The sequence below is a fragment of the Paenibacillus sp. FSL F4-0100 genome, assembly GCF_037993005.1.
In the GTDB taxonomy this organism is placed as follows: Bacteria; Bacillota; Bacilli; order Paenibacillales; family Paenibacillaceae; genus Paenibacillus_AQ.
This window is the reverse complement of the sequence record NZ_CP150303.1, coordinates 4,783,922-4,808,218: the sequence shown is the minus strand read 5'-3', so window position 1 is coordinate 4,808,218 and position 24,297 is coordinate 4,783,922. Positions and strand designations below refer to the sequence as shown.

The following is a 24,297-nucleotide window of genomic DNA, read 5'->3' as shown; positions in this document are numbered from 1 at the left end:
ATGCAATGTTGCTTCTTCGCGTTTAGTTGTGCAAAATTCTTACAATATAAGATATGACATGCAGATTATATTGTCGCATTATTGGGCAGCTTTTGTCCATTGCCTGTAAGGACTATATTCTGACATATATGACTTGGGCGCGGAATGAAAAAAAGGTTTGACAACCTTTACCAGCGGTTGTAATATAACGGCATACCAAATGAATACCGATATAATCGACCGGATAACTGGAGATATCGCGCATATGAAAAAGTACGATGATGGTTGGACGTACTTAGACAAGCGCTATATCTCCTTTTTTTATGAGATAAGAAAGCATAAACTTCAGGGGTTTAATCATCCTTATCTTGTAAGAAAGAATTTCCCCTATATGGGGTCTGTCTTCTGGGAAAGAGCTCGATAGACCTTTTTGTTTGCTTTTTAACCAAGTAAACAGGTAAGAATAATTGTGATATGGGATGGTGAAACGAATGTCAGCGGAAACCTTGATTATTCAACAGGTAAATAAAATTTTTCAAGCCCCGACGGGGAATGTTACCGCGCTGAAAGACATTGATTTGCGGGTTCGAAAGGGAGAGTTCATTACGTTAATCGGACCGAGTGGATGCGGCAAGAGCACCCTGCTCAAAATCGTTGCCGGTCTGGACACATCGTACGAAGGGAGTGTCTTGTTGAATGACAAGCCGATATCCGGTCCAAGCATCGAGAAAGGGTTCATCTTTCAAGAGCCGCGCTTGTTTCCGTGGCTGACCGTGGAGAAGAATATCGCAGGCAATTTGTCGCTGAAGCAGAAGGACATCCGCAAGAAGGTGGATGAGTTCATCGAGCTGGTACGGCTCAAAGGCTTCGAGAAAGCATATCCGAGGGAGCTGTCAGGGGGGATGGCTCAGCGGGTGGCAATCGCCCGGGCGCTGCTGCGGAATCCGGACGTGCTGCTGCTGGATGAGCCGTTTGGCGCGCTGGATGCATTTACACGTTCCCATATGCAAGAGGTGCTGCTCGATATATGGCAAAATAACCGCACGACCATGCTCTTTGTTACCCACGATCTGGATGAAGCCGTGTTTCTTGGCGAGCGTGTTGTCATTATGAACCCGAGACCGGGCCACATCCGTTCCATTCTGCCGATTGATCTGCCGTTTCCTCGCAAACGGACCGGATCCTCCTTTCAGGAGTTGCGGACCAAAGTGCTGCGCGAATTTGAGAAAGTGGAAGAACCGGAGTTTGATACCGGTGCAGGCATTTAAACACGCAGGATGATGCTGAACTTCTAACAGGATAGATGAACGATAGAAAACAGGGGGGAGAGTTTGATCATGAAACTGAAGAAAAAGAGTGTAGTCATTATGGTATTCCTCATCATGTCTGTCTTGGCATCCGGCTGCGCGGGCGCAAACAGCCAGCCCAAGGTCAGCGCTGTAAGGAAAGGAGCGGATGGCAAATACAAAGATTTGACCGTAAGACTCGGGGTACAGGGCAGCGGCGGTTTGTTTGGCAAGGCCCGCGAAGAGAAGTGGTTTGAGGAGGAGTTTGGCAAGTTGGGCGTCAAGGTAGAGTGGTCGGAGTTTCAGAGCGGCCCTCCGATGACCGAAGCGATGGCTTCGAAGCGCCTGGATTTCGCGGGGCTCGGCAATATGCCGATTATCGCTGCCCAGGCGGCAGATATTCAGTTTAAGGTTATTTCCCAGAGTCTGCACGGCCAGAAGAATGTAGCTATCATCGTGCCGCCGGGCAGTTCCGCGCAGACCTTGAGTGATTTGAAGGGCAAGAAGGTAGCGGTGACCAAAGGGAGCAACGCCTTTAACTTCCTGTACCGGGGTTTGGCGGATCAAGGAGTCAAGGTGTCCGATATTGAAATCATCCAGCTTCAGCCCGACGAAGCCCAGCCCGCATTCGAATCGGGCAGCGTCGATGCATGGGCAACCTGGGACCCGTATATCACCTTGAACACGTTGACAGGCAAAGGCAAAGTGCTGGCGGACGGCGAGCAGCTTGGCGTTCTGTCGCCGTCTTTCAATATCGTGCGGAAGGATTTTGCCGATCAATATCCGGATTTGGTCACGCTCTATCTTACAGTGCTGAACAAAATGCTCGCTTGGGAGAAAGAGAACGAGGCCGAGGCCCTAAAGCGGTATGCCGATGAGCGCGGCATTCCACAGGAAGTCATTCAAGGCACCTTTGACCGTTCAAGGTCGATCAACATTCCGGTGACGGATGCCATTATTGCCGAACAGCAGAAAACGGCCGATTTCCAATTTGAGCAAAAAACGATCCGCAAAAAAATCCAGGTTAAAGACGTGTTTGATAATCAGTACATTGAGGCTGCGTCTAAATAAGAACAAAACATCTGAATCGGAAAGGGGGTAACCGTATATGCTCCAAGAAGGGATCAGCAAAGGGTCCGTGGTTGTGCCCGCCGAGTCCATTCGCCGTCAAAAGCGGCTAGACCGCAGGTTCCGGCTAAAGCTTACAAACGCACTGATCGGCTGGCTTGTTCCACTCTTTATTATCATCGCTTGGCAGACCGCGGGGGTTCTGGGCTGGCTCAACCCGATTCTGCTTCCGACTCCGCTCAGCATCTGGAATGAGTTCGTTCATCTAACAAGCACAGGCGAGCTGATCAGGCATCTTGGCATATCATCCTGGCGAGCACTGCTCGGATTCCTGCTTGGCGGCAGCCTGGGTTTGGCCGCGGGCATATGGGTAGGATTTTCGTACAAAGCCGAGCGGCTTGTCGATCCTTCCTTGCAAATGCTGCGGACGCTTCCCCATCTGGCGATCGCCCCGCTATTCATCCTTTGGTTCGGTTTTGGGGAAACCTCGAAAATACTTCTTATCGCCAAAGGCTCGTTCTTTCCACTTTACGTGAACACGTTTCTCGGCATCCGATCCGTAGACAACAGGCTGTTTGACGTAGCACGTGTTTTACAGTTCAGCCGCTGGGACCAGATTCGCAAGCTGGTCGTTCCCGCCGCGCTACCCCATATTTTCCTCGGCATCCGCCTCTCGATCGGCGTTGCATGGCTTGGTCTCGTTGTGGCTGAGCTGATGGGTGCAAGCTCCGGCATCGGATATATCATCAATGACGCTCGATCCTTCTCGTGGACCACCGTTGTCTTTGTCGGAATTATGGTCTTTGCACTCGTCGGAAAGCTCTCGGATACGCTGGTTAAATGGCTCGAAGGCAGACTGCTGCGTTGGCAGAACAGCTACAAGGGGGATAACAAGTCATGAAAAGTTCAATTGCCACCCATGAACTTACGGAGAAGGATTGGCTGAAGGTCATACCAAGGCCTTTTCATGCCTGGCTTGTGCCTATCGCGATTGTGGCTTTATGGCAGGCAGCGGGTGGTTTCGGATGGATTTCAGCAACCCTGCTGCCTACGCCGCTAACGATTGCCAAGCAATTCGGGAATTTGGGGGCCAGCGGTGAGCTGTGGGAGCATTTTCGGATCAGCATCCTTCGAGCGCTCTCGGGCTTTTTACTGGGTGGTTTGACTGGTCTAGCCTTGGGGGTCGGTGTTCACATACATCGGGAAGAAAGCCCCCAGGGAAATCATCAGAATCTTTGAGAATTCCCCGATGCCAAACCAGAGAATAAACAGCGGAATCAGCGATAAGAGCGGCACAGTGCGCAGCATTTGCAATGAGGGATCCAGCGTTCGCTCCGCCATTTTGCCCAGACCCGTGAATACAATGAGCCCTACAACGTGGCAAGGAAGTTTGCTTCTCTGGATTGGATCAGCGGAGGAAGAGCGGGCTGGAATATCGTCACGTCCCAGCTGGATATCGAAGCCCACAATTATGGCGGGGCGAAGCATCCGGAGCATGGCCTGCGTTATGAAATGGCACGCGAGTTTGTTGAAGTGGTTACCCGTTTATGGGACAGCTGGGAAGACGATGCGCTTGTGCTTGACCGGGAGTCTGGTAGATTTGCGGATGGAGCGAAGGTACGGCCTGTGGATTATAGCGGGCAATGGTATTCCACGAAAGGCCCATTGAACGTACCAAGACCGCCGCAAGGCTACCCCGTGCTGATACAAGCTGGTTCTTCCAGTCCGGGACAGGACTTCGCCGCGCAATATGGTGAGGTTATCTTCACGGCACAGCAGTCCAAGCAGGCAGCGCAGGAGTTTTATGCAAGCGTCCATTCGAAGCTGTCTCATTATGGGAGAGGAAGCAAAAGCCTGAAAATCATGCCGGGCCTATCGCCTGTCATCGGTTCTACGGAGGAGGAGGCACGGCGCAAGGCGCAGGAGCTGCTGGAATTGATTCCGCCAGCGTCGGCAATCACCGTTCTATCCGGGTTCCTGAATTACGACCTGAGCGGTTATCCGCTGGACCAGCCGCTGCCAAGAAACATCCCGGACCCTGTGGCAGCTTCCAACGGCATGAAGAGTCGGGTCCAGTTATACATGGATATGGCTTACCAAGGAAATCTGTCAATCCTGGAGTTAGGCAGAAAGATACTGACCTCAAGGGGACATATGCAGTTTGTTGGGACGCCCGAACAATTAGCCGACATGATGCAGGATTGGTTTGAAGGTTATGCCTGCGATGGATTTAATATCATGCCGCCGGTTCTACCCGGTGATCTGGACGATTTCGTGAATACGGTTATACCGGTGCTGCAAGAACGAGGCTTGTTCCGTACCGAATACAGCGGAACGACGCTGCGGGAGCACCTGGGCCTAACACGTCCTGAACCCGGGCATTTTCACCGGGAAGTTCACCAAGCAGCCGCGGATGTAATCTAAGCTTAGCCATGTTGTTAAAAAAACGTTTCGAGTGACCGAGGTTTAGGGGTCATCTTGGAACGTTTTTTATGTATTATAAAAGTCAGATAATATTTCTCAATTACTTTGTCAGAAAAAACGAACTTCTCTGGTCATATAAGTAGTCAACGATACGAAAGAGGGTTTGAGCAATTGGAAACGACAGCAGACAGCAGGGTCCAGTGGGATGAGATGGAGGATCAGGAGTTGGTGAAATATGCGCAGGCAGGGGAGCGGGAAGCATTCGGGGAGCTTGTTCGGCGTCATCGGTCCAAGGTTTATGGCTATGCCAGAGCTATAACCCGGGAGTCCTACCTGGCAGAGGACGTTGTACAGGATGCACTTATCCGTGCGTTCATGCATCTGGGGAAACTGGTCGATGCCCGGCGGTTCTTGCCGTGGGTGCAGCGAATCGTCCGGAATCAGGCCTATACCCGCCTTAAGGGAAGCCCTGCGATGAAAGAGCAGACATTCACCGAGCTTGAAGGCAGGGGAAGAGCTGATGGTGCCGGGAGTTCAGATCAGTGGAACAATCTGGACAGCATTCTGGGCAGGCTCCATCATTCTGCAGCCGAAGCAGCCGCTGGATTCCACGTTCCGGAGGAACGGATCGTCCAGCAAGAGACGCTGCGCTTTTTAACGGACATCATTCAATGTCTCAAGCCACGCGAACGGCTTATTTTCGAATCCCATTTTTTCGATCAGCTGTCTCCGCAAGAAATTGCCAACTTGTTTCAGCTCTCTTCGGCCAATGTGTATCAGATTATTTCGAGATCACGGAAGAAAGTGATCCAAGAAAAAATCCGTGTCACCGTTGACTCTTATATTAAGACGAGAAGGGACTTGGGAATTATGAAAAAGAAGATTCTGCCTTATGAAGGATCGTTGAAAGAAATCAAAACTTGGACAACCGCTGCGGATGCCACGTATAAAATGCTTCAATTTACAGATCGGAAGTTATCCCTGCCGATGGTCATGGGGCTTACAGGTCATGCATTCCGGATCAACATCATTCCGGATGAAGTTCACATTGCAGGTCCAACGTCGTATTTTTTTGGTGAAGTATTATCTCGGGGCCTTCATAATATCGGCTTCCATTCCAAGTTTGTAGATGGTATGTCGGACGGCATCGGCACCAATGCCAATCTGCTGGATCCAACCGCTTTGGAGAAGAGTGCCATGAGCAAGCGCAGCATTCATCAGGAGCTGCCAAGGGCCCTTGATCTGATTCATGCTTCACTAGACCGGGGATACCCTGTGCTGGCTTGGGATATATTCTTTCCGGAATTTGGTACACTGTATGGTTACGACGATGAAACGAGAACTCTCTATGGGGAAGTATGCGGCAGAGTGGATACGCTGCCCTACGAAAATCTCGGCAGAAGCGTGATGGAAGATCTATTTGTTCTGGCTATTGAGGGCTCCGTTGATTTAACGCTTCAGCAGCAGCTTCGACTTGCGCTTGAAACCGCCATCGAGCAATATGAGGGGAAAGAAAGCGTGGTACCGACGGCAGTGAAGGGGATTGCGGCATATGATGCTTGGGTTAAATCGCTGCAGGGGCGGAAGATAGAACCGAACGGTCATGCTTACAACATCGAGGTATTAAGAGATGCCCGGTATTACGCTGCTGAGTTCTTCAAGGAACTGATTGCAGCTTGGCCGGATGCGAATAAGGAAGGATCGGAGCTCACGCAGCAGTTTAAAGAAGCCAGCGTGTTATATACAGGAATGTGTGAGAAGTTCAGTGTCCTGCATCAGATGTTCCCATTCCCGGTAGGTGGAGAGCCTAATTCGGGGGAGCAAGCAACGAAGGCGATATCACTGGTAGAGGATATTAAAGCTCTGGAGATCGAAGCTGTTGCTAAATTGAGAGAGATCTTTGCAAAGTTGTCATCATAAATGGTGGTTGGATACAAACTTACCCCATTTGGTATTTACAATGTTGAGGTTTTGTCTTAAGATAAGACCATAATTCAATATCTAACAGAGTCAACCCCACTTTTTACTGTTTTCTGGTCTCCAAAACAGTGAAAAGCGGGGTTTTTTTGTTGTGGAGGGAGAGTTGGAATTGTTACATGTATTAAAAAATTCATTCTACGTATTTTTGGGAGCTTGCTGTTTTGGTATTCTGTCAACGGTGGTAAAGCTTGCATACCAGGAAGGGTTCCTATTTCAGGAGGTTATGATCAGCCAATTCGGGACAGGTTGGCTCATTCTGCTGATGCTAATGCTGTTTTTTGGACGTCAAAAGGTTACGGGCAAGCAATTCCTAAGGCTAGCTGGAGTTGGGTTATGTACATGTCTTACAGGAGTCACGTATTACCTTGCCCTTCAGAGCATTCCGGCATCGATTGCCGTCGTTCTTCTATTTCAATTCACCTGGATCGGCGTCATTATCGAAGCCATTGTGAAACGGCAATGGCCGGATAAATCCACCATCATCTCCGTTATCATCCTGTTTGTAGGAACGATTATGGCTGGGGGGATTTTGGGTGCAGGCGAGCTTCAATTGAATTGGAAAGGGACTTTACTGGGGCTGACTGCGGCCTTGATGATGGCTTTGTTTGTCTTCTTCAGCGGCCGGGTCGAGACGCAGATGTCACCGATTACCCGGAGCTTCTATACCTCAACGGGTGGTCTGATTCTGTTGACGATCCTATTTACGCCGAAAGTGTACACGGAGATATCCCTGTTTGACAACGGGTTATGGATGTTCGGCTTAATCCTAGGCGTATTCGGCGTTGTTTTGCCCGTACTGCTATTCGCACTGGGTGCACCCAAAATCAGCACAGGACTGGCAACCATCCTTGGTGCCGGAGAGCTGCCCGTTGCTGTTATCGCTTCGGTGCTGGTGCTGAGCGAGCAGGTGACTGCTTTGCAATGGATCGGAGTTATCGTGATCCTGCTGGGCATTGCGTATCCGCAGATGGCGGCGCAGAAGCGGGGCAGGGTGCCAGCGGTACAAAGATGAGATTCAGAAGAAGATAATAACGCTGATGGGCTGCTTGCAGCTCCTTTTTTGTGTGGGGAACAGGTCCATGTATCAATTATCTAATGATCTCAATTCCAAAATCGACCAGCTGTTCTCTTCCCATGATGTTCATGAGCACTTTAGCGCGCTTTTTATGCTTATCGACTTTTTTAATAAGACTTTCCATTCCTTTTAACGGACCCGATTTAACGATGACATTGGACTCTTGGAACGTGACTTGGGAATATTCGATAACTTCACTTTCACTGATTAGTTTGAGAACGATCAGCATTTCATCTGTGGGGATCTCTTTGAAAAAATAAGACTCGTCCGGTTTTTGAGATGAAAGGCGGAATTGCTGCGCATCCGGTGGGAGGAGCCCTTTATCCTTGTTATTGAGATAGTTTAGCGAGTTGTAAATGAAGGGATTCTCTTTTAATGTATAATATATGGAAAAATTCATTTTTGTCTCAACAAACACGTAGCCGGGGAAAAGTGTTTTTATCGCATGGTATTCCTGGCGGTCTTTCTTCTCCGGTACTTTCCTTCTAGGAATCACGCTGGTTAGCAAGCTATCATCGAATCTGGCATCAAGCCATTTTTTAATTGATGACTCATATCCGGTTTTAACAAATAAAGCATACCATGACATATATTGCTCCCTCACTTCCTTTTGATGAAGAAAATAATACCAAACAATTCATGAAATTAATGTCGAAACTCGGAATTCGAACAAAAAATAATCAACTAATCTTATAAGAGTAATAGTTTACAAAAAAATATTTATATAATAATATATTGGTAATGAATGACTTAATTTAACAACAACTTAAACTGACTTAATCGACGTTTCGGCGCGTTAAGCACATTTAAGGGTCATAATGATACGCGTATTTTCGTGTGAATGCTTACGAAGCCTCCAGTTAGCTGGGGGACCTCGTAGGCATTTTTATGTTCAATTTCAAACAGCTCAAACTAGATGGCTTGTGACTGAGCAACGACAGCTGGTATAAGGCACATAAGGCGTGCTTTAAATTATGAGTTGAAACCATCAAACAGGGAATAAGCGGGGGTTAAAAGCACCAATAATTATCGATTTGGGAGGATGGTACAAGCATATGTTAGCCTATGTATTCCCCGGCCAAGGTGCCCAGAAAAAAGGAATGGGCGAGGAGCTTTTCGACGAGTTTAAAGAATTGACTGCACAAGCGGATGATATTCTAGGATATTCGATCAAACAATTATGCTTGGAAGATCCTGATTTTAATCTGAATAAGACACAATATACCCAACCGGCATTATATACCGTAAATGCTTTAAGCTATTTCAGCAAGATGCATTCGGGAAGAAGGGAAGATTTTGTTGCCGGACACAGTCTGGGGGAATATAACGCCCTGCTGGCCGCCGGAGCCTTTGATTTTGCTACAGGTCTAAGGCTTGTGCAAAAGCGAGGGCAGTTAATGAGCCGGGCTGCGGGGGGCGGCATGGCCGCCGTCATCGGGCTAACCGAGGAACAAATAGCAGAGGTGCTGCAGGAACATAAGCTTGAAACCATCGATATTGCCAATCTGAACAGTCCTCATCAGATCGTAATCTCAGGAGCGAGGGAAGACATGGATCTCGCCAAACAGGTCTTTGAATCACTTAAGGATGTCATGATGTTTATCCCCCTGCGAACGAGCGGTGCCTTTCATTCTCGTCATATGGAAGAGGCAGGCAGAGAATATGAAGCTTTTCTCCAGAACTTCACGTTCCATGAATTGCGTATTCCGGTGATCTCCAATGTGCATGCCAGGCGATATCAGTCATCCTGTATCAAACGAAATCTGGTTCAGCAAATGACTAGCTCCGTTAGATGGACGGAAAGTATTCGATACTTGATGGGGCTTGGTGTTATCCATTTTGAGGAGATCGGTCCGGGAAGGGTATTAACCGATTTAATAGGGAGAATCAAGAACGAGGCAGAACCTCTAATTGTCGATGAACCTGCATTCGTTGATGAAGCCGTAATTGAAAACCTGCATGAGGAGCTGAACGAGTGCCATCTCGAGATGTCCCATAAATCTGAAACGATAGCTGTCGAACAACTTCAATCATCCGAAATTAAACCAAGTTCGCTGGGGAGCGCAGCTTTCAGGAGGGATTACAATCTTAAATACGCCTATATGACTGGCGCTATGTACCGGGGAATTGCTTCCAAAGAAATGGTTGTAAGAATGGGAAAGGCCGGAATGATGGGTTTTTTCGGAGCTGGAGGTTTAAAATTACCCCAAATTGTGGAGGCGATTCAATACATACAGCAAGAGCTTTCTGAAGGTCAGGCTTACGGCATGAACTTGGTGCACAATCCTACTGAGCCTGAAATCGAAGAGCAAACGGTGGACGTTTTCCTTCAGAGCGGCGTGAAGGTTATGGAAGCGGCTGCTTTCATGAATATCACTGCAGCTCTGGTCAAATTCCGAGCAAAAGGATTAACCCGCGATGCCGATGGAAGGGTGATTTCGATAAATAAATTGATTGCCAAGGTATCGCGGCCGGAAGTCGCCGAAGCGTTTCTTAGTCCAGCACCCGAGCGAATCGTTGCAAAACTGCGGGGAGAAAACAAGATTACGCCGGAAGAAGCTCTTATGCTCAGGGAAGTCCCTGTTGCCGATGATATTTGTGCCGAGGCAGATTCCGGTGGTCATACGGACGGTGCAGTGGCTTATGCATTAATGCCGGCCATGATTAAATTACGGGATGAGATCATGCAAAGGTATTCATACCCTACAAGAATTCGAATAGGTGCTGCAGGGGGGATTGGCACCCCGGATGCAATATCGGCGGCATTTACATTAGGTGCGGATTTCATTGTGACAGGTTCAATTAACCAATGCACTGTCGAGGCTGGAACTAGCGACGAAGTAAAGGACTTGCTCCAGCAAATGAATGTGCAGGATACGGAATACGCGCCTGCCGGGGATATGTTTGAGATGGGGGCTCGGGTGCAGGTGCTGAAGAAAGGACTTTTCTTCCCGGCACGATCCAATAAACTGTACGATTTGTACCGCCAGTACAATTCCATTGATGAAATTGACGACAAGACAAAGGCGCAAATCCAAGAAAAATATTTCAAGCGCAGCTTTGAGAGTGTGTACGAAACGGTCCGAACGCGCTACCCTCAAGTCGTCGAGAAGGCAGAACGGAATCCAAAATATAAAATGGCTTTGATCTTCAGGTGGTATTTCAGTTACAGCACGAGATTGGCTCTGCAAGGGGATCAGGAGAATAAAGTAGATTATCAAATTCATTGCGGGCCAGCCTTAGGCGCATTCAATCAATGGGTAAAGGGAACGAAGCTCGAGGATTGGCGGAACCGGCATGTAGATGAGATTGCCGAGAAACTGATGACGGAAACGGCTGCATTGTTGAACCGGAGATTTAACAGCTTTCGCATGTCTTCGGAGGAACCTGGTATGGCAGAATTTCAGGACATTCGAAGCGCTCAAGAGGTTTATTAAAAGTGAGGTGTACCATATAAATGAACAATGAAATCGCGATTATTGGTATAGCTTGCCGGTTTCCGGGAGCACAGAATTATGAAGAATTCTGGGACAATCTGAAAGAAGGTCGTTCAAGCATTCAAGAAATCCCCAAGGAGCGCTGGGATTGGAAGGAGTATTGGGGCGATCCGCAGGCTGACAACAAGAGCAACAGCAAGTGGGGCGGCTTTATACAAGATGCAGACGCTTTTGATCCGGGCTTTTTTGGACTTTCGGCAAGGGAAGTAGAAGCGACCGATCCCCAGCAGCGGATCATGCTGGAATTATCATGGTCCTGTTTGGAAGACGCCGGGATCCTTCCTTCCGAGATATCAGGGGACAAAATCGGCGTTTACATGGGAGTTTTTAATTTTGATTATAAAGGACTGCAGGAGCAGACGAACCAGATTATCGAAACCTATCATTCCATAGGAACGGCATCTGCCGTCATAGCGAACCGAATCTCCCATTTCTTTAACTTTAAAGGACCGAGTTTTCCGATAGACACAGCATGTTCAAGTTCCTTTAACGCCATTCATTCGGCGGCCCAGTCCATACTTCTCGGAGAGAGCAATATGGCTCTGGCTGGAGGGATTAGCCTTATTCTTACCCCCTCGCGTCATATCTCCTTTTCCAAAGCTGGGATGCTGTCCCCGACCGGCTCATGCAAAACGTTCGACGACAGTGCAGATGGGTATGTGCGCAGTGAAGGGGCCGGAGTCGTGTTGCTAAAACCCTTAGAACAAGCCCTTGAAGATGGGAACTCCATCTATGGCGTATTAAAGGGAACTGCCGTAAACCATAATGGCAGAACCCATACACTTACATATCCCAACCCTGAAGCCCAGGCAGATGTCATAGCTGAGGCCCATAAGAAAGCGGATATCCCCGTGGAAAGCATAAGTTATATTGAAGCTCATGGAACGGGAACTCCAAAGGGAGATCCGATGGAGTTTCAAGGACTGCTCAAAGCTTTTCAATTACGATCGAATCAGGATCAAATACTTTCCAAGAATTATTGCGGCCTGGGTTCGGTGAAAACAAATATCGGGCATTTGGAATCTGCCGCCGGAATTGCCGGACTGATCAAGGTTCTGATGTCCATGAAGCATAAACAGCTGCCTGGACTGCAAAATTTCAAAACATTGAATCATCGTATTTCAATTAAAGGAAGCCCATTCTACATGGTAGACAAGCTGCAGGAGTGGAAACTTCTGGAGGGAGCGGATGGACAAAGCTTTCCGAGACGCGCAGGCATTAGTTCTTTCGGGTTCGGAGGAACGAATTCGCATATCGTCCTCGAAGAAGCACCCGCGGTGAAGAAAAAAACCGCCAAGAAGCTCCCCCACTATCTCATCTGTTTATCTGCTAAAACGGAAGAATCTTTGCGGCAGAGGGAGCTGGATCTAGCACGGTGGATCGATAGGAACGGATCTGGAATCAGCCTGACGGATGTAAGCGCAACTCTTTTGCTCCAGCGGGAGCATTTCGGAATTAGGTCCGCCTATGTGGTTAAGGATGTGCAGGAACTGCGGGAGAAATTAAAGCAGGTGCTCGAGAATAGTAAACCGGATGGATACTGTAAAGATCAAATTCCGTTAATCGGTAAGAAACAAGAACCGCTGCTTGAACATCTGGGTAAGGTGTTGGTAACAGAACTGTTGTCCCTCAAGAGGAGCGATGTACAGGAATACCGCAGCAAATTGAAGGCATTAGCAGAATTATACGTAAAAGGGCACGAGGTGGATTGGAAGGATTTATTTCCGAAGGGAAAGATACAGCATGTGCATTTGCCTACCTATCCTTTTGCGCGGGAGCGGTATTGGATCCCAGTGGAAGGCGCCTCGGATCATGCCGCTACAGCAGCAGTAGCGAGGACTGAATCCTCCTATGTTCATCCGCTGCTGCATCAGAATACATCCGATTTTTCAGAACAGCGCTACAGTTCTATCTTTACGGGAGAAGAGTTTTTCTTGAAGGACCACATTGTGAAAGGGCGCCATGTTCTACCTGGCGTCGCGTACCTTGAAATGGCACGGGAAGCGGTTGAAAAGGCATCTGGTTTATCAACTCGTGCTAATTCGCCGATTCGGCTTCGACATGTGGTTTGGGCCAAGCCGGTCATCGTTGGGAAACATCCGGTTCAAGTTCATATTACGCTTTTTCCAGGTGAAAACGGTGACGTTACCTACGAAGTTTACAGCCAAACAGAAAAGGGTCGCGGGGAATCTATTATACACAGTCAGGGCAATGCTCGGATAAACATAGATTTGGATGGCGAAACGACCAGCGTGAGTATCGATCGATTGAAAGGGCAATTAACGAGAGCAAACGATACGGTCAAGGATTTTTATGAGACTTTTCACCGCTCGGGAATCCATTATGGTCCAGCCCACCGAGGGATGGAAGAGGTATACAACGGAGGCGGCCGTGTACTGGTCAAGCTGTTGTTACCTTCTTTGATCGAGAGTACAGCAGCTCGATATATTCTGCATCCCAGCCTGTTGGATTCGGCTTTACAAGCCGCAATGATTCTGATGCTTGGTTCGGAGAAGCGAGGCACTTCCGACGGCAAAGGATCATCACGGCTTTTTCTCCCGTTTGCACTTGAACAACTCGATGTCTTACAGAGATGCGCTTCAGTCATGTGGGCACATGTTCAATACAGTGATCAAGATGCCACTGGAGGACAGTCGAAGAAAGTTGATATTGACCTTTATGATGAACAAGGAACCTTATGCGTGAGGATGAGGGAATTATCCTGGAGAGAACAAAGTGAAGAGGAGACCTTATTCCAATCACGGACCGATTCGGACACGCTCATGATGCACCCCATTTGGAAAGAACAGGTTATTTCCAGGGATATGACTTACACGAACGATCAAGACTATTGTATCGTGCTATGCGAAATGGACGATGCGATGAAGAAGCGCATGGAAACCGATGTTGAAGGGGCTCGCATTCTGTCCTTCCAATCCAACCGGAACGGGATGAAGGAGCGGTTTCAAGACTACTCGGTAAAGTTGTTATATGAACTTCAAAGCATTCTTAAAGTCGGAACGAGGACGAAAGCGTTTATTCAAGTCGTATTCTCCAGGCAAGGACACCAACAGCTAATGTCCGGTTTGGCGGGGCTTCTTAAGACGGCCAGACTGGAGAATCCCAACCTTGGGGTCCAGATGATTGAGGTTGATTCGGAAGAAACACCAGAGGAGCTTGTATCCAAGCTGAAAAACAATCTTCACACCCGGGATTTCCATATTCGGTATGAGGCAGGGAAGCGATTGGTCAAAGGCTGGAATGCGTTTGAAGCTTTGCAGGCAGAAGATAGCAATCCGTGGAAAGACACAGGGACGTACTTGATCACGGGTGGGATGGGCGGTCTCGGTTTCATCTTTGCCAATGAGATTGCCAAACGCACGAAGGGTTCGACGTTGATTCTAACCGGCCGTTCTGCGCTCAGCAACGAAATGGCGACTCAACTGGAGGCAATAAGAATACGCGGGGCACGAGTGGAATACAGGCGGGCCGATGTGACCAATAGCAAGGAAGCAGATGACTTAATCCAGCGTGTTACAACTGAGTTTGGTGGTCTCAATGGAATCATACATAGTGCCGGAGTGATTAAAGACAGTCTTATTCTTAATAAAACTGTAGAAGACCTGCAGGCCGTATTGGCACCGAAAGTGAAAGGTATCGTAAATTTGGATCAGGCGAGCAAGGGTTTGAAGCTTGATCTATTTGTTGTTTTTTCATCGGTATTCGGAGTCGTGGGCAACCCGGGGCAGGCTGACTATTGCTCGGCCAATGCCTTTATGGATGCTTATGTCACGTACCGAAACGAGCTTGTGCGTTCGAAGGAGCGAAGCGGTCACACCTTGTCCATGAATTGGCCTTTATGGAAAGACGGCGGGATGCACGTCGATGAGAAGACCGAACAGATGATGATGCAGCAGTTAGGCATGGCGGCTATCGATACAGGCTCGGCAGTTCTTGCTTTCTATCAAGCATGGGCTTCCCGTAAAGACCAGGTTCTGGTCATGGCAGGTGATTTGGAGCATTTTTATACACAACTCACAGAAAAACAGACTGTGGAACCTAAGCAAATCGAGCCGATTCAAGCGGTAGGACATGAAGATAATGAATCCCTCTCGGATATGAGCGAGGACGATTTTACGGAAAGAGCAATTCGTTTCGTGAAAAAGCAGATTTCAACCGTCTTGAAGCTGCCCGTACAGCGAATTGAAACGGATGCCCCCATGGAGCATTACGGCATTGATTCCATCATGACCACCCAATTGACGAACGAATTGGAGAAGACGTTTGGCTCGCTGTCCAAAACGTTGTTTTTCGAATACCAGAATATCCGGGAATTGACCGGGTATTTCATCAAATCATACCGTGATAAGTTGGTGAGCGTGCTGGGAGAGGGCCTGTCTGCAGAACCTCTAATTCAGCACGCTGCACCTTCTGATCCAACGAAATGGCCGGATGTACCTCATCCTGCAAGTCTTAGACGTTCACGGTTTGAGCAGCCAACTATTAAGCAACAGGATGAACATGCAACCAAGGCGATGGATATTGCCATTATCGGGATGTCCGGGCGTTATCCTGGTGCCGAGAATGTTCGGCAGTTCTGGGAGGTGTTGAAGAATGGCAAGGATTGCATTACGGAAATACCGAACGATCGCTGGGATTACAATCTGTATTATGACGAGGATCGCAACAAACCAGGAACAGCCAACAGTAAATGGGGAGGATTTATCACAGGGGTCGATCGATTTGATCCCTTGTTTTTTAATATATCCCCTCGGGAAGCGGAGATGATGGATCCGCAAGAACGCCTGTTTCTGCAATGTGTTTATGAAACCCTTGAAGATGCGGGATATACCCGGGAAGCCCTGGGCTTATACAGCGATTATGGCTTGGAAGGTAGCGTAGGCGTCTATGTCGGTGCCATGTATCAGGAGTATCAGCTCTACGGTGCCCAGGAGCAAGCAAAGGGGAATCCTCTTGCGCTTCCCGGACTGCCGGCATCCATTGCCAATCGCGTGTCTTACTTCTTCAACTTCCATGGCCCAAGCATGACCATAGATACGATGTGTTCTTCATCCTTGACGGCCATTCATCTGGCTTGTCAAAGCTTGCTGAGCGGAGAATGCAAGGTATCGATCGCGGGCGGGGTGAATGTTTCGATTCATCCCAATAAATATCTGTATCTGTCACAGGGGAAGTTTATCTCCGGCAGAGGAAGATGTGAGAGCTTTGGCGAGGGAGGAGAAGGATACGTGCCTGGTGAGGGAGTGGGGGCGGTTCTTCTTAAACCGCTGTCCAAAGCCATTGCGGATCGGGACCAGATTTATGGAATTATTAAGGCTACTGCTATTAATCACGGGGGGAAAACCAACGGATACACGGTACCGAATCCCAAAGCCCAATCCAGCGTAATTGGACGAGCTTTCAAGAAGGCGGGGATTGAGCCGCGCACGATCAGTTATATGGAGGCGCACGGAACGGGAACCTCGCTTGGGGATCCGATTGAAATAACAGGATTACACAACATTTTTCAGGAATACACGGGGGATAAGCAGTTTTGTGCGCTCGGTTCTGCAAAATCGAATATTGGACATTGTGAGAGTGCGGCTGGAATCGCAGGCTTGACCAAAGTTCTGCTTCAGCTTAAATACAAGCAGCTGGTGCCTTCATTGCATTCGCGGGTTTTGAACCCCAACATCGACTTTAGCCAGACTCCATTTGTTGTGCAGCAAGAGCTTGCGGAGTGGAAAAGACCTGTCCTCGAGTTGAATGGAGTAATGAAGGAGTACCCAAGAATTGCAGGAATATCGTCCTTTGGTGCGGGAGGGTCCAATGCCCACCTCGTCATTGAGGAGTATATCCCCGGAGTCGAGGAGTCTTCACCAATCATCATGGAAGGTCTCAATCCGGTCATCATTGTGCTATCAGGCAAAAGCGAAGAACAGCTGAGGTTACAGGCGCAGCGTCTGCTCGCGGATCTCAGCGACCAACCGCATGAAGAATACAGACTTATTGACATGGCTTACACTCTACAAGTAGGACGGGAAGCCATGGAGGAACGATTGGCTGTAATTGTATCCACGATGAAAGAGCTGACCGACAAACTAAAGGAATATATCGAAGGCCGCGATCATGCGGAAGGTATCTATTATGGTCAGGTAAGACGGAACAAAGAAGCGTTATCTGTATTTACAAGAGACGAAGAACTGCAGGAAGCCATTGCTAAATGGATTCAGCGTAGAAAATATGACAAGCTCGCGAGTCTCTGGGTTAAAGGACTGGATGTGGAGTGGAACCGGCTTTACGGGGATATGAAGCCACGCCGAATCAGCTTGCCCACCTATCCGTTTTCCGAAGACCGCTACTGGGTTCCCGGACCGAGTAACGTTCAGACGTTGAGCAATCCGGAGTCAAAGCGAGAACTGGTCGTCCCTAATCGGCAAATAAGTCCTGTTGAGCGAAAAGTGAGCTATTTGAATAAAAGGTGGGAACTTGCTGCCGTAGATGATTCAGTTGACCGAAACAAGTCCGCAACGCAAACCATTGCGATATTGACTACGCAGGAAACGATGGAATTAGCTATTTATGTATCCAGGTATTTCGAGAAATGCCGGATCATTGATATTCAGGATATGGTACGCGAATTTCATCAGACTGAACAGGATTGGAAGCAATATGGCGGCTGTATCGACGTTGTGGGTTGCGGCTTGAATACAACGGGGCTGACCGGATGGATTCCCTGGCTCCAGAAATGGATCGAGCATGCTGACGCAGACGGCCTGACACTTCTTGGGGTAACGAAATGCCTGGAGTCTTTCCGGAATGCTGAAGTTAACTTGTCAGGTGCTGAACGAGCCGGACTGTACAGAATGCTGCAGAGTGAATATAGCCGCCTGAACTCGCGTCATGTAGATGTGGATGCTGAGCCGGATGTTCATTTCATTGCTGAACAGATCGTTAACGAATATGCTGCCGAGAGTCGGGACACGGAAATCTGTTACCGGAGCGGTAAGCGATATCGAGCTACGCTGGAAGAATTGCAGGAGATACATCCAGGTCAAGAAACGTTCGCTTTCCCCGAGGGCCATGTGCTTTGGATTACAGGAGGAACAAGGGGGATCGGTTACCTATGCGCCAGGCATTTTGTACAGAAATATGGCGTTAAGAAGCTGGTCCTGACCGGTCGGGAGGTTTTGCCTTCACGTGAAGAATGGAGTCTCTTTAAGGGACAAAAAACGCCGGTAGCACAAAAAATTCAGGCGATTCAGGCGTTGGAAGAACTTCAAGCAGACGTGAAAATCTTGTCGGTCTCATTATCGGATGAGCAGGCTGTTCGGCAGAGCATGGAGTCGGTCAAAAGGACAATGGGGCCCATCGGAGGCGTTATTCATTGTGCGGGGCGGATTGACACCCATAATCCAGCGTTTATTAGAAAATCCGTTGAAGGAATCGAGCAGGTCTTCGAACCGAAAGTGTCAGGCCTTCGTGTACTCTGCGAGTGCTTCCGAAATGAATCTTTATCGTTCTTTCTGCTCTTCTCTTCGGTTTCGTCCACGATTCCTGCTTTAGCTTCCGGACAGAGTGATTATGGAATGGCGAATGCCTATATGGATTATTTTGCGGAGAAAGCGAAACATACAGTGCCCATTACCAGCATCCAATGGCCGAGTTGGAAGGAGGCGGGAATGGGCGAAGTGAGAAGCAGGGCTTATGAGCAGACGGGTTTGCTAAGCATAACCGATGAAGAGGGCTTACAGCTGTTGGATCAGATTCTTTCAAACAGAATACAATCAGTGGTGTTGCCGGCTGTGGTCAATCCTGAATTATGGGATCCCGGCATGCTTATGCAGATTGCCGAGAAGGGGAGCCTGCAAGGCAGGATGAGGCAAAGCGGGCAAAAGCCGGAATCCAATTCGAACAGGAGTCCCAGCTTGTTGAATCAGACGCAAGCATGGCTTACGGAGCTGCTGGCCGAAGAATTGAAAATTCCTGTTTCGAAATTGGAGCCCGATACAGCTTTCCAAGATTATGGAGTAGATTCAATCATGATTGCTCAATTGCTTCGCCGAATCAATCAGCTGGTCGGGTTAGATTTGGAGCCTACCCTGCTATTCGAATATCCAACCATAGAATCATTGGCCGGTTGGATGGTCAATGCTCATTCTACTGAGGTATCGCAAATGCTGGAGACTATGGATATGGGTGAATTTATATCTGATGTGAAGCCATCGTCATCTCAGGCGCCGATGGCTTCGTTAGAAAGCGGAGCGTCAAGAAAAGGACTTCAAGGCAAACCTGCCACGGGTATAGCGGTGGTAGGATTGTCATGCCGATTCCCTGGTGCCGGTTCACTTGAGGACTATTGGAGGATTTTGTCCGAAGGGATATCGGCCATTCGGCAGGTTCCGTATGAACGGTGGGGGCACTCCACCTCATATTACGCTGGAATGCTTGAGGAAATTTCAAGCTTTGATCCGTCCTTTTTCCTGATCCCGCAAGAAGATGCCAGAGTCATGGATCCGCAGGCACTGTTGGTGCTGGAAGAAAGTCTGAAGCTGATATGTCATGCTGGATATTCGTGGCAAGAATTAAAGGGCAAGCCGATGGGAGTCTATATTGGAGCCCGAACGCAGCATCAACCTGAGGAATCCTACTTATACCAAGCGCGTAATCCTATTGTGGCGATTGGGCAGAACTATTTGTCTGCCAATATTTCACATTTCCTTGACCTTCGTGGTCCAAGCGTTGTAGTGGATACAGCATGCTCTTCGGCGCTGGTAGCGATGAACATGGCGGTACAAGCTCTGCGAGCAGGCGATATCGATTCGGCGATTGTCGGAGGCGCGAGTCTGCTAACCACTGACCGTGCACACAAAATTTTTGAACAACGCGGGATCTTAAGTCCGGTACAGGACTTCCATATGTTTGACAAACGGGCTGAAGGTATCGTGCTGGGAGAAGGCGCAGGTATGGTTCTGTTAAAAACGGTGGAGCAAGCTATTGCCGATGGCGATCGGATCTATGCAGTCATTAAGGGCTTGGCGGTTAATAACGACGGGCGAACGGCAGGACCGTCAACTCCGAATATTCAAGCGCAAAGGGATGTATTACAGACTGCCTTGCGCAAGAGTGGAAGGCATCCCGAGGAGATCAGTTATATTGAAACGAATGGTTCGGGTACCACGGTGACCGATTTGCTGGAGCTTAAAGCGATTCAGTCGATTTATCGGGAATCGAGCACGGTTCCACTGGGGCTGGGATCGATGAAACCTAATATCGGACATCCACTTTGTGCAGAAGGCATTGCCAGTTTTATTAAAGTGGTGTTGATGCTGCATAACGGGCAATTCGTTCCTTTTTTATCAGGCGGAGAAGCGATGGTTCACTATGATATGGAATCATCTCCGTTCTATTTTAGTAGAGAAAAAACCGAGTGGGCGCATACATCCAGAGTGGCGGCAATTAACTGTTTTGCGGACGGAGGAACCAACGCTCATGTGATCCTGGAGGATGGCGCAGGGGTGCCTCTTCAACGTGTTAAAAGGCTGCCTTTATCGGTTCCGGAATTAAATAGGCGGCAGTTATGGGAGACTCAATCTCATTCCAAAACCTTATCAAGCGGCAGAAAAACAGCAGCAAACGTTCCGCAGGGTATTTTTTGGGAAAATTTCGACTAGGAGGGAGCAAACGTGATGTACGAACAGTTTAACCTGTCCGCCAAGAACCCGATTATTAGCAATCATAAGGTATACGGGCAACAATTATTGCCTGGACTGGCCTATATTGATCTTATCTACCAGGTTTATAAGAAACATCACTATGCATTCGACAAACTTGAGCTTCGTCATTTAAGTATATATAAACCGCTCATAGTCGGCCGGGATGTTACTGTAAGACTCGGCATTCAATGTGATGAGGCTTCTCCTGGTAGATGGAGGATTCGGTTGGAGGGACAGAATCGTCGTAACGGTATGGAAGAACCAGAGCAAACACTTTATGCCACAGCCGAGATGCATGCAAGAGATCAGGTGTCATACTCGGAAACGCTGGATTTAGGCTTCGTGAAGGGGGCAGCAAACCGTGTGCTCACTATCCATGACATTTATGAAGAGTACCGAAGCCAGGATTTGGTGCATACCGGATTTATGAAGGCGGAAGGCCAGATTTATGAGATGGATACAGCAGCAATTCTGGATCTTTCTATTAGTCGGGAGGCGATGGCCAGCTCGCAAGAGTTCTTATTTCATCCTGCTCTGATCGACGGCAGTGGCGTAGGGGGCGGAAGAATATATGCTCCTTCTGCCCAAGAGGAACAGCGCTTGTTCTTGCCTCTGAGTTATGCCGTTTTTAATGCTTCGGAACCGCTCCAGGAACGGTGTATTACAAGGGTGCAGAGGTCGTCTGTTCTTCATAAGAATGAGCTGATGTTTTGGACGATGGAGTTTTTTAACGGGGATGGAAAAAAAGTCGGGGAACTGAAAAACTTATCTACGAAACTGGTTCGCGATGCCGGGTTGATCCATCCGGAGCGGAAAGGGTCCCTTTCATCATCTCAGATCACGGAGCGGCGCAAGCCGCCTCGGGTCAGCTCCAATAAGCAGGTTCAAATAACGGGTGCCGACGAAACGGCACCCGTTATTTCGATCGAACAGTTCCTGCGGCAACTCATGGCGGACACACTTAACTGTAAGGTGGAAGATATCCATCCTGAATCCGGATACTATGAGATGGGACTGGATTCCCCCGGATTGTTAGAGATTGTGAGGGCGATTGAGACCAGCATTAATATCTCGTTACCACCGACTTTGTTGTTTGAGTACACAACAATTGCCGAGCTTGCTTCTTATCTCGAAGAAAACTATGCTTCAAAATTTAAGCAATCCGAGGCTGCATCGGTAATATCCGTACCTGATACCGCTTCAGATCCGGAATTTCAGAGTTCATTTAAGCGCTCGCCTTCCGGTTCCAATCTTTCTAATAATCCGGCAACGGAAGGAGACGTCGCCATTATCGGTATGTCCGGCCGATATCCCCAAGCTAGGAACCTTCACGAATTTTGGAGGAATTTGCAGGAGGGAAAGGACTGTATAAGCGAAATTCCAAAATCCCGCTGGGAATGGAAAAAGTTGGATGGTATTAAATCAGCTGGCGGGAAAGCGATGTCCAAATGGGGAGGATTCATAGACGATCCGGATTGTTTTGATCCGAAATTTTTTAGAATATCCCCTCGTGAAGCAGAAACGATGGATCCCCAGGAAAGGTTGTTCCTGGAAACTTGCTGGGAAGCCATTGAGGATGCTGGATATACCCCTAAATCATTAGTCCCGCCCCGAGGTAAAAATAATAGGCGGAAGGTAGGCGTCTTCGCGGGTGTGATGCATAAGGATTATTCCCTGGTGGGCGCAGAGGCTGCTTCCCAAGGGGAAGCATTTCCACTTTCGCTGAATGCAGGCCCTATTGCCAATCGGGTTTCATATTTTTGCAATTTCCATGGCCCCAGCATGACCGTGGATACGCTATGTTCATCTTCCCTCACCGCCGTTCATCTGGCGATGGAGAGTTTGAAACGTGGAGAAAGCGAAGTTGCATTGGCCGGTGGGGTGAATTTATCTCTGCACCCGTCGAAGTATATGACATACGGGCTGTGGGGTATGCATTCAAGTGATGGTTATTGCCATACCTTCGGCGAAGGAGGCGACGGCTACGTTTCAGCCGAAGGCGTTGCGGCGGTCCTCTTAAAACCATTAAATAAAGCAGTCCAAGACAATGACCGAATCTATGCGGTTATAAAAGGCAGCGCGATCAACCATGTAGGGACTGTGAGCGGCATTATGGTGCCTGGCCCAGTGGCTCAGGGGGAAGTGATCGCCGATTGTCTCGAACAATCAGGCATAAACCCGCGAATGATCGGTTATGTCGAAGCTCACGGTACAGGCACCTCGCTGGGGGATCCTATTGAGATCGAAGGGTTAATGAAAGCCTTCGAGTTGTATACCCGAGAGCGGCAGTATTGCTCGATTGGTTCAGTAAAGTCCAATATAGGCCATGCGGAGTCGGCCGCGGGAGTTATCGGCCTCCAGAAGGCAGCTCTCCAAATCTATCACAAAACACTGGTTCCTTCCCTGCATTCCGAGCAATTGAATCCCTATATTGATTTTGAACAATCTCCATTCTATGTGCAGCACACCAAGGAGGAATGGAAACAACCTGTGACCATGGACGGCATGCGCAAGATTAGCTATCCGCGGAGAGCTGCGTTAAGTTCTTTTGGAGCCACTGGTTCAAATGCCCATATGATTCTAGAAGAATACATAGGTGCGAAAGTAAGCGATACAACGCAGGCGAACCATGGACAAGAGCGACCTGTGATTGTTCCTGTTTCGGCTAAAAATGAAGAAAGGCTCAAAACCTACGCAAAAGAGATGCTCGATTATCTGTTAGGATTGCCTGAGAGCGAGCCGGTACAGCAGGATAAAGAGCCGGGATTTACAGTCGGTCTACAAGGTAAACTGAAGGAATTATTAGCTGATATCATGCATGTTCATGAAGAACTCATTGAACTAGATGTTCCGTGGAGTGAATATGGAGTCGAGCCTGTTCATATTCGATTATTAAAGGGAAAAATTCAGGATGAATTCCTCGTTGAGATCGATGATCAGGAATGGGGGCAGAGAAGCACGATTGCTTCCGTAACCGCTCATCTTCTGAATGAGCACCCAGAAGTGATGGGGGCTCCTAACGTTGGAACTGATCATGATGGCGGATCCGATGATCAGGACAAGCGGGGACAGAACCGCTCGATAATCTCCATCGAAGATGTGGCTTATACACTGCAAGTCGGACGCGAAGCCATGGAAGAACGAGTGGTGTTTGTCGCTCAGGATATCCTCGAATTGATTCAGGGGCTTCAAGCTTTTCTGGAGAATAAAGAACTTAAACACGGCTTTAGAGGCAAGGCCAAGTTAATGAAGGATACAGCTGCATCCTCCTC

11 protein-coding genes and 1 pseudogene (1 of these 12 running past the window's edge) are annotated in these 24,297 nt (G+C 48.5%); 10 read left to right on the top strand and 2 right to left on the bottom strand.

The window, feature by feature from the left end; genetic code table 11:
• Nucleotides 1-470: 470 nt before the first annotated feature.
• The 4 genes from MHH48_RS21515 (at nucleotide 471) to MHH48_RS21500 (ending at nucleotide 3,572) form a co-directional block, all read left to right on the top strand.
• The gene (locus tag MHH48_RS21515; protein WP_076321939.1) at nucleotides 471-1,247 is read left to right on the top strand and encodes an ABC transporter ATP-binding protein; all 777 of its coding nucleotides are present in this window, start codon (nucleotides 471-473) and stop codon (nucleotides 1,245-1,247) included.
• Nucleotides 1,248-1,316: 69 nt separating this feature from the next.
• On the top strand, nucleotides 1,317-2,336 hold the full coding sequence (locus tag MHH48_RS21510) for an aliphatic sulfonate ABC transporter substrate-binding protein (protein ID WP_076322188.1): 1,020 nt from the start codon (nucleotides 1,317-1,319) through the stop codon (nucleotides 2,334-2,336).
• Nucleotides 2,337-2,373: 37 nt separating this feature from the next.
• Nucleotides 2,374-3,234: an ABC transporter permease gene (locus MHH48_RS21505; protein ID WP_076321938.1), complete on the top strand. Its 861-nt coding sequence runs from the start codon at nucleotides 2,374-2,376 to the stop codon at nucleotides 3,232-3,234.
• Nucleotides 3,231-3,572 carry a hypothetical protein gene (locus MHH48_RS21500; protein ID WP_076321937.1) on the top strand — a complete coding sequence of 114 codons (342 nt, stop codon included), beginning with the start codon at nucleotides 3,231-3,233 and terminating at the stop codon, nucleotides 3,570-3,572. The genes MHH48_RS21505 and MHH48_RS21500 overlap by 4 nt, the downstream gene beginning before the upstream one ends.
• On the opposite strand, the pseudogene MHH48_RS21495 reads toward MHH48_RS21500, so the two are convergent.
• A pseudogene (locus tag MHH48_RS21495) lies at nucleotides 3,519-3,695 on the bottom strand (ABC transporter permease subunit); the annotation flags it as partial. The gene MHH48_RS21500 and the pseudogene MHH48_RS21495 overlap by 54 nt on opposite strands.
• A 15-nt stretch (nucleotides 3,696-3,710) precedes the next feature.
• Here MHH48_RS21495 and MHH48_RS21490 point away from each other — a divergent pair.
• From MHH48_RS21490 to MHH48_RS21480, 3 genes are all read left to right on the top strand, one after another.
• Entirely contained in the window at nucleotides 3,711-4,757 is a 1,047-nt protein-coding gene (locus tag MHH48_RS21490) for an NtaA/DmoA family FMN-dependent monooxygenase (RefSeq protein WP_256720479.1), read from the top strand.
• Nucleotides 4,758-4,928: 171 nt separating this feature from the next.
• Entirely contained in the window at nucleotides 4,929-6,677 is a 1,749-nt protein-coding gene (locus MHH48_RS21485; RefSeq protein ID WP_076321936.1) for a sigma-70 family RNA polymerase sigma factor, read from the top strand.
• A 169-nt stretch (nucleotides 6,678-6,846) separates the two neighbouring features.
• On the top strand, nucleotides 6,847-7,749 hold the full coding sequence (locus MHH48_RS21480; RefSeq protein WP_083659625.1) for a DMT family transporter: 903 nt from the start codon (nucleotides 6,847-6,849) through the stop codon (nucleotides 7,747-7,749).
• Between the two features lie 76 nt (nucleotides 7,750-7,825).
• Here the strand turns inward: MHH48_RS21480 and loaP are convergent, their stop codons facing one another.
• Nucleotides 7,826-8,401: an antiterminator LoaP gene (gene loaP / locus MHH48_RS21475; protein ID WP_076321935.1), complete on the bottom strand. Its 576-nt coding sequence runs from the start codon at nucleotides 8,399-8,401 to the stop codon at nucleotides 7,826-7,828.
• Between the two features lie 466 nt (nucleotides 8,402-8,867).
• Here loaP and fabD point away from each other — a divergent pair, with 466 nt between their 5' ends.
• The 3 genes in view from fabD to MHH48_RS21460 are tightly spaced (at most 20 nt apart) and all read left to right on the top strand, a layout consistent with a single transcriptional unit that may run on beyond the window.
• Nucleotides 8,868-11,249, top strand: coding sequence for an ACP S-malonyltransferase (fabD, locus tag MHH48_RS21470; protein WP_076321934.1), 2,382 nt, complete (start codon nucleotides 8,868-8,870; stop codon nucleotides 11,247-11,249).
• 20 nt (nucleotides 11,250-11,269) lie between these two features.
• On the top strand, nucleotides 11,270-20,983 hold the full coding sequence (locus MHH48_RS21465; protein ID WP_076321933.1) for an SDR family NAD(P)-dependent oxidoreductase: 9,714 nt from the start codon (nucleotides 11,270-11,272) through the stop codon (nucleotides 20,981-20,983).
• A gap of 15 nt (nucleotides 20,984-20,998) precedes the next feature.
• A protein-coding gene (locus MHH48_RS21460) for an SDR family NAD(P)-dependent oxidoreductase (protein ID WP_076321932.1) crosses the window boundary here: on the top strand, nucleotides 20,999-24,297 show its start. 7,033 nt of this gene lie beyond the right edge of the window; only the first 3,299 of its 10,332 coding nucleotides appear in the window; its start codon is at nucleotides 20,999-21,001; the stop codon falls past the right edge of the window.

Bases quoted from the DNA above. Each gene is read 5' to 3' on its own strand.
- MHH48_RS21515 (WP_076321939.1), top strand. From the start codon at position 471: ATGTCAGCGGAAACCTTGATTATTCAACAGGTAAATAAAATTTTTCAA.
- MHH48_RS21510 (WP_076322188.1), top strand. From the start codon at position 1,317: ATGAAACTGAAGAAAAAGAGTGTAGTCATTATGGTATTCCTCATCATG.
- MHH48_RS21505 (WP_076321938.1), top strand. From the start codon at position 2,374: ATGCTCCAAGAAGGGATCAGCAAAGGGTCCGTGGTTGTGCCCGCCGAG.
- MHH48_RS21500 (WP_076321937.1), top strand. From the start codon at position 3,231: ATGAAAAGTTCAATTGCCACCCATGAACTTACGGAGAAGGATTGGCTG.
- loaP (WP_076321935.1), bottom strand. From the start codon at position 8,401: ATGTCATGGTATGCTTTATTTGTTAAAACCGGATATGAGTCATCAATT.
- fabD (WP_076321934.1), top strand. From the start codon at position 8,868: ATGTTAGCCTATGTATTCCCCGGCCAAGGTGCCCAGAAAAAAGGAATG.
- MHH48_RS21465 (WP_076321933.1), top strand. From the start codon at position 11,270: ATGAACAATGAAATCGCGATTATTGGTATAGCTTGCCGGTTTCCGGGA.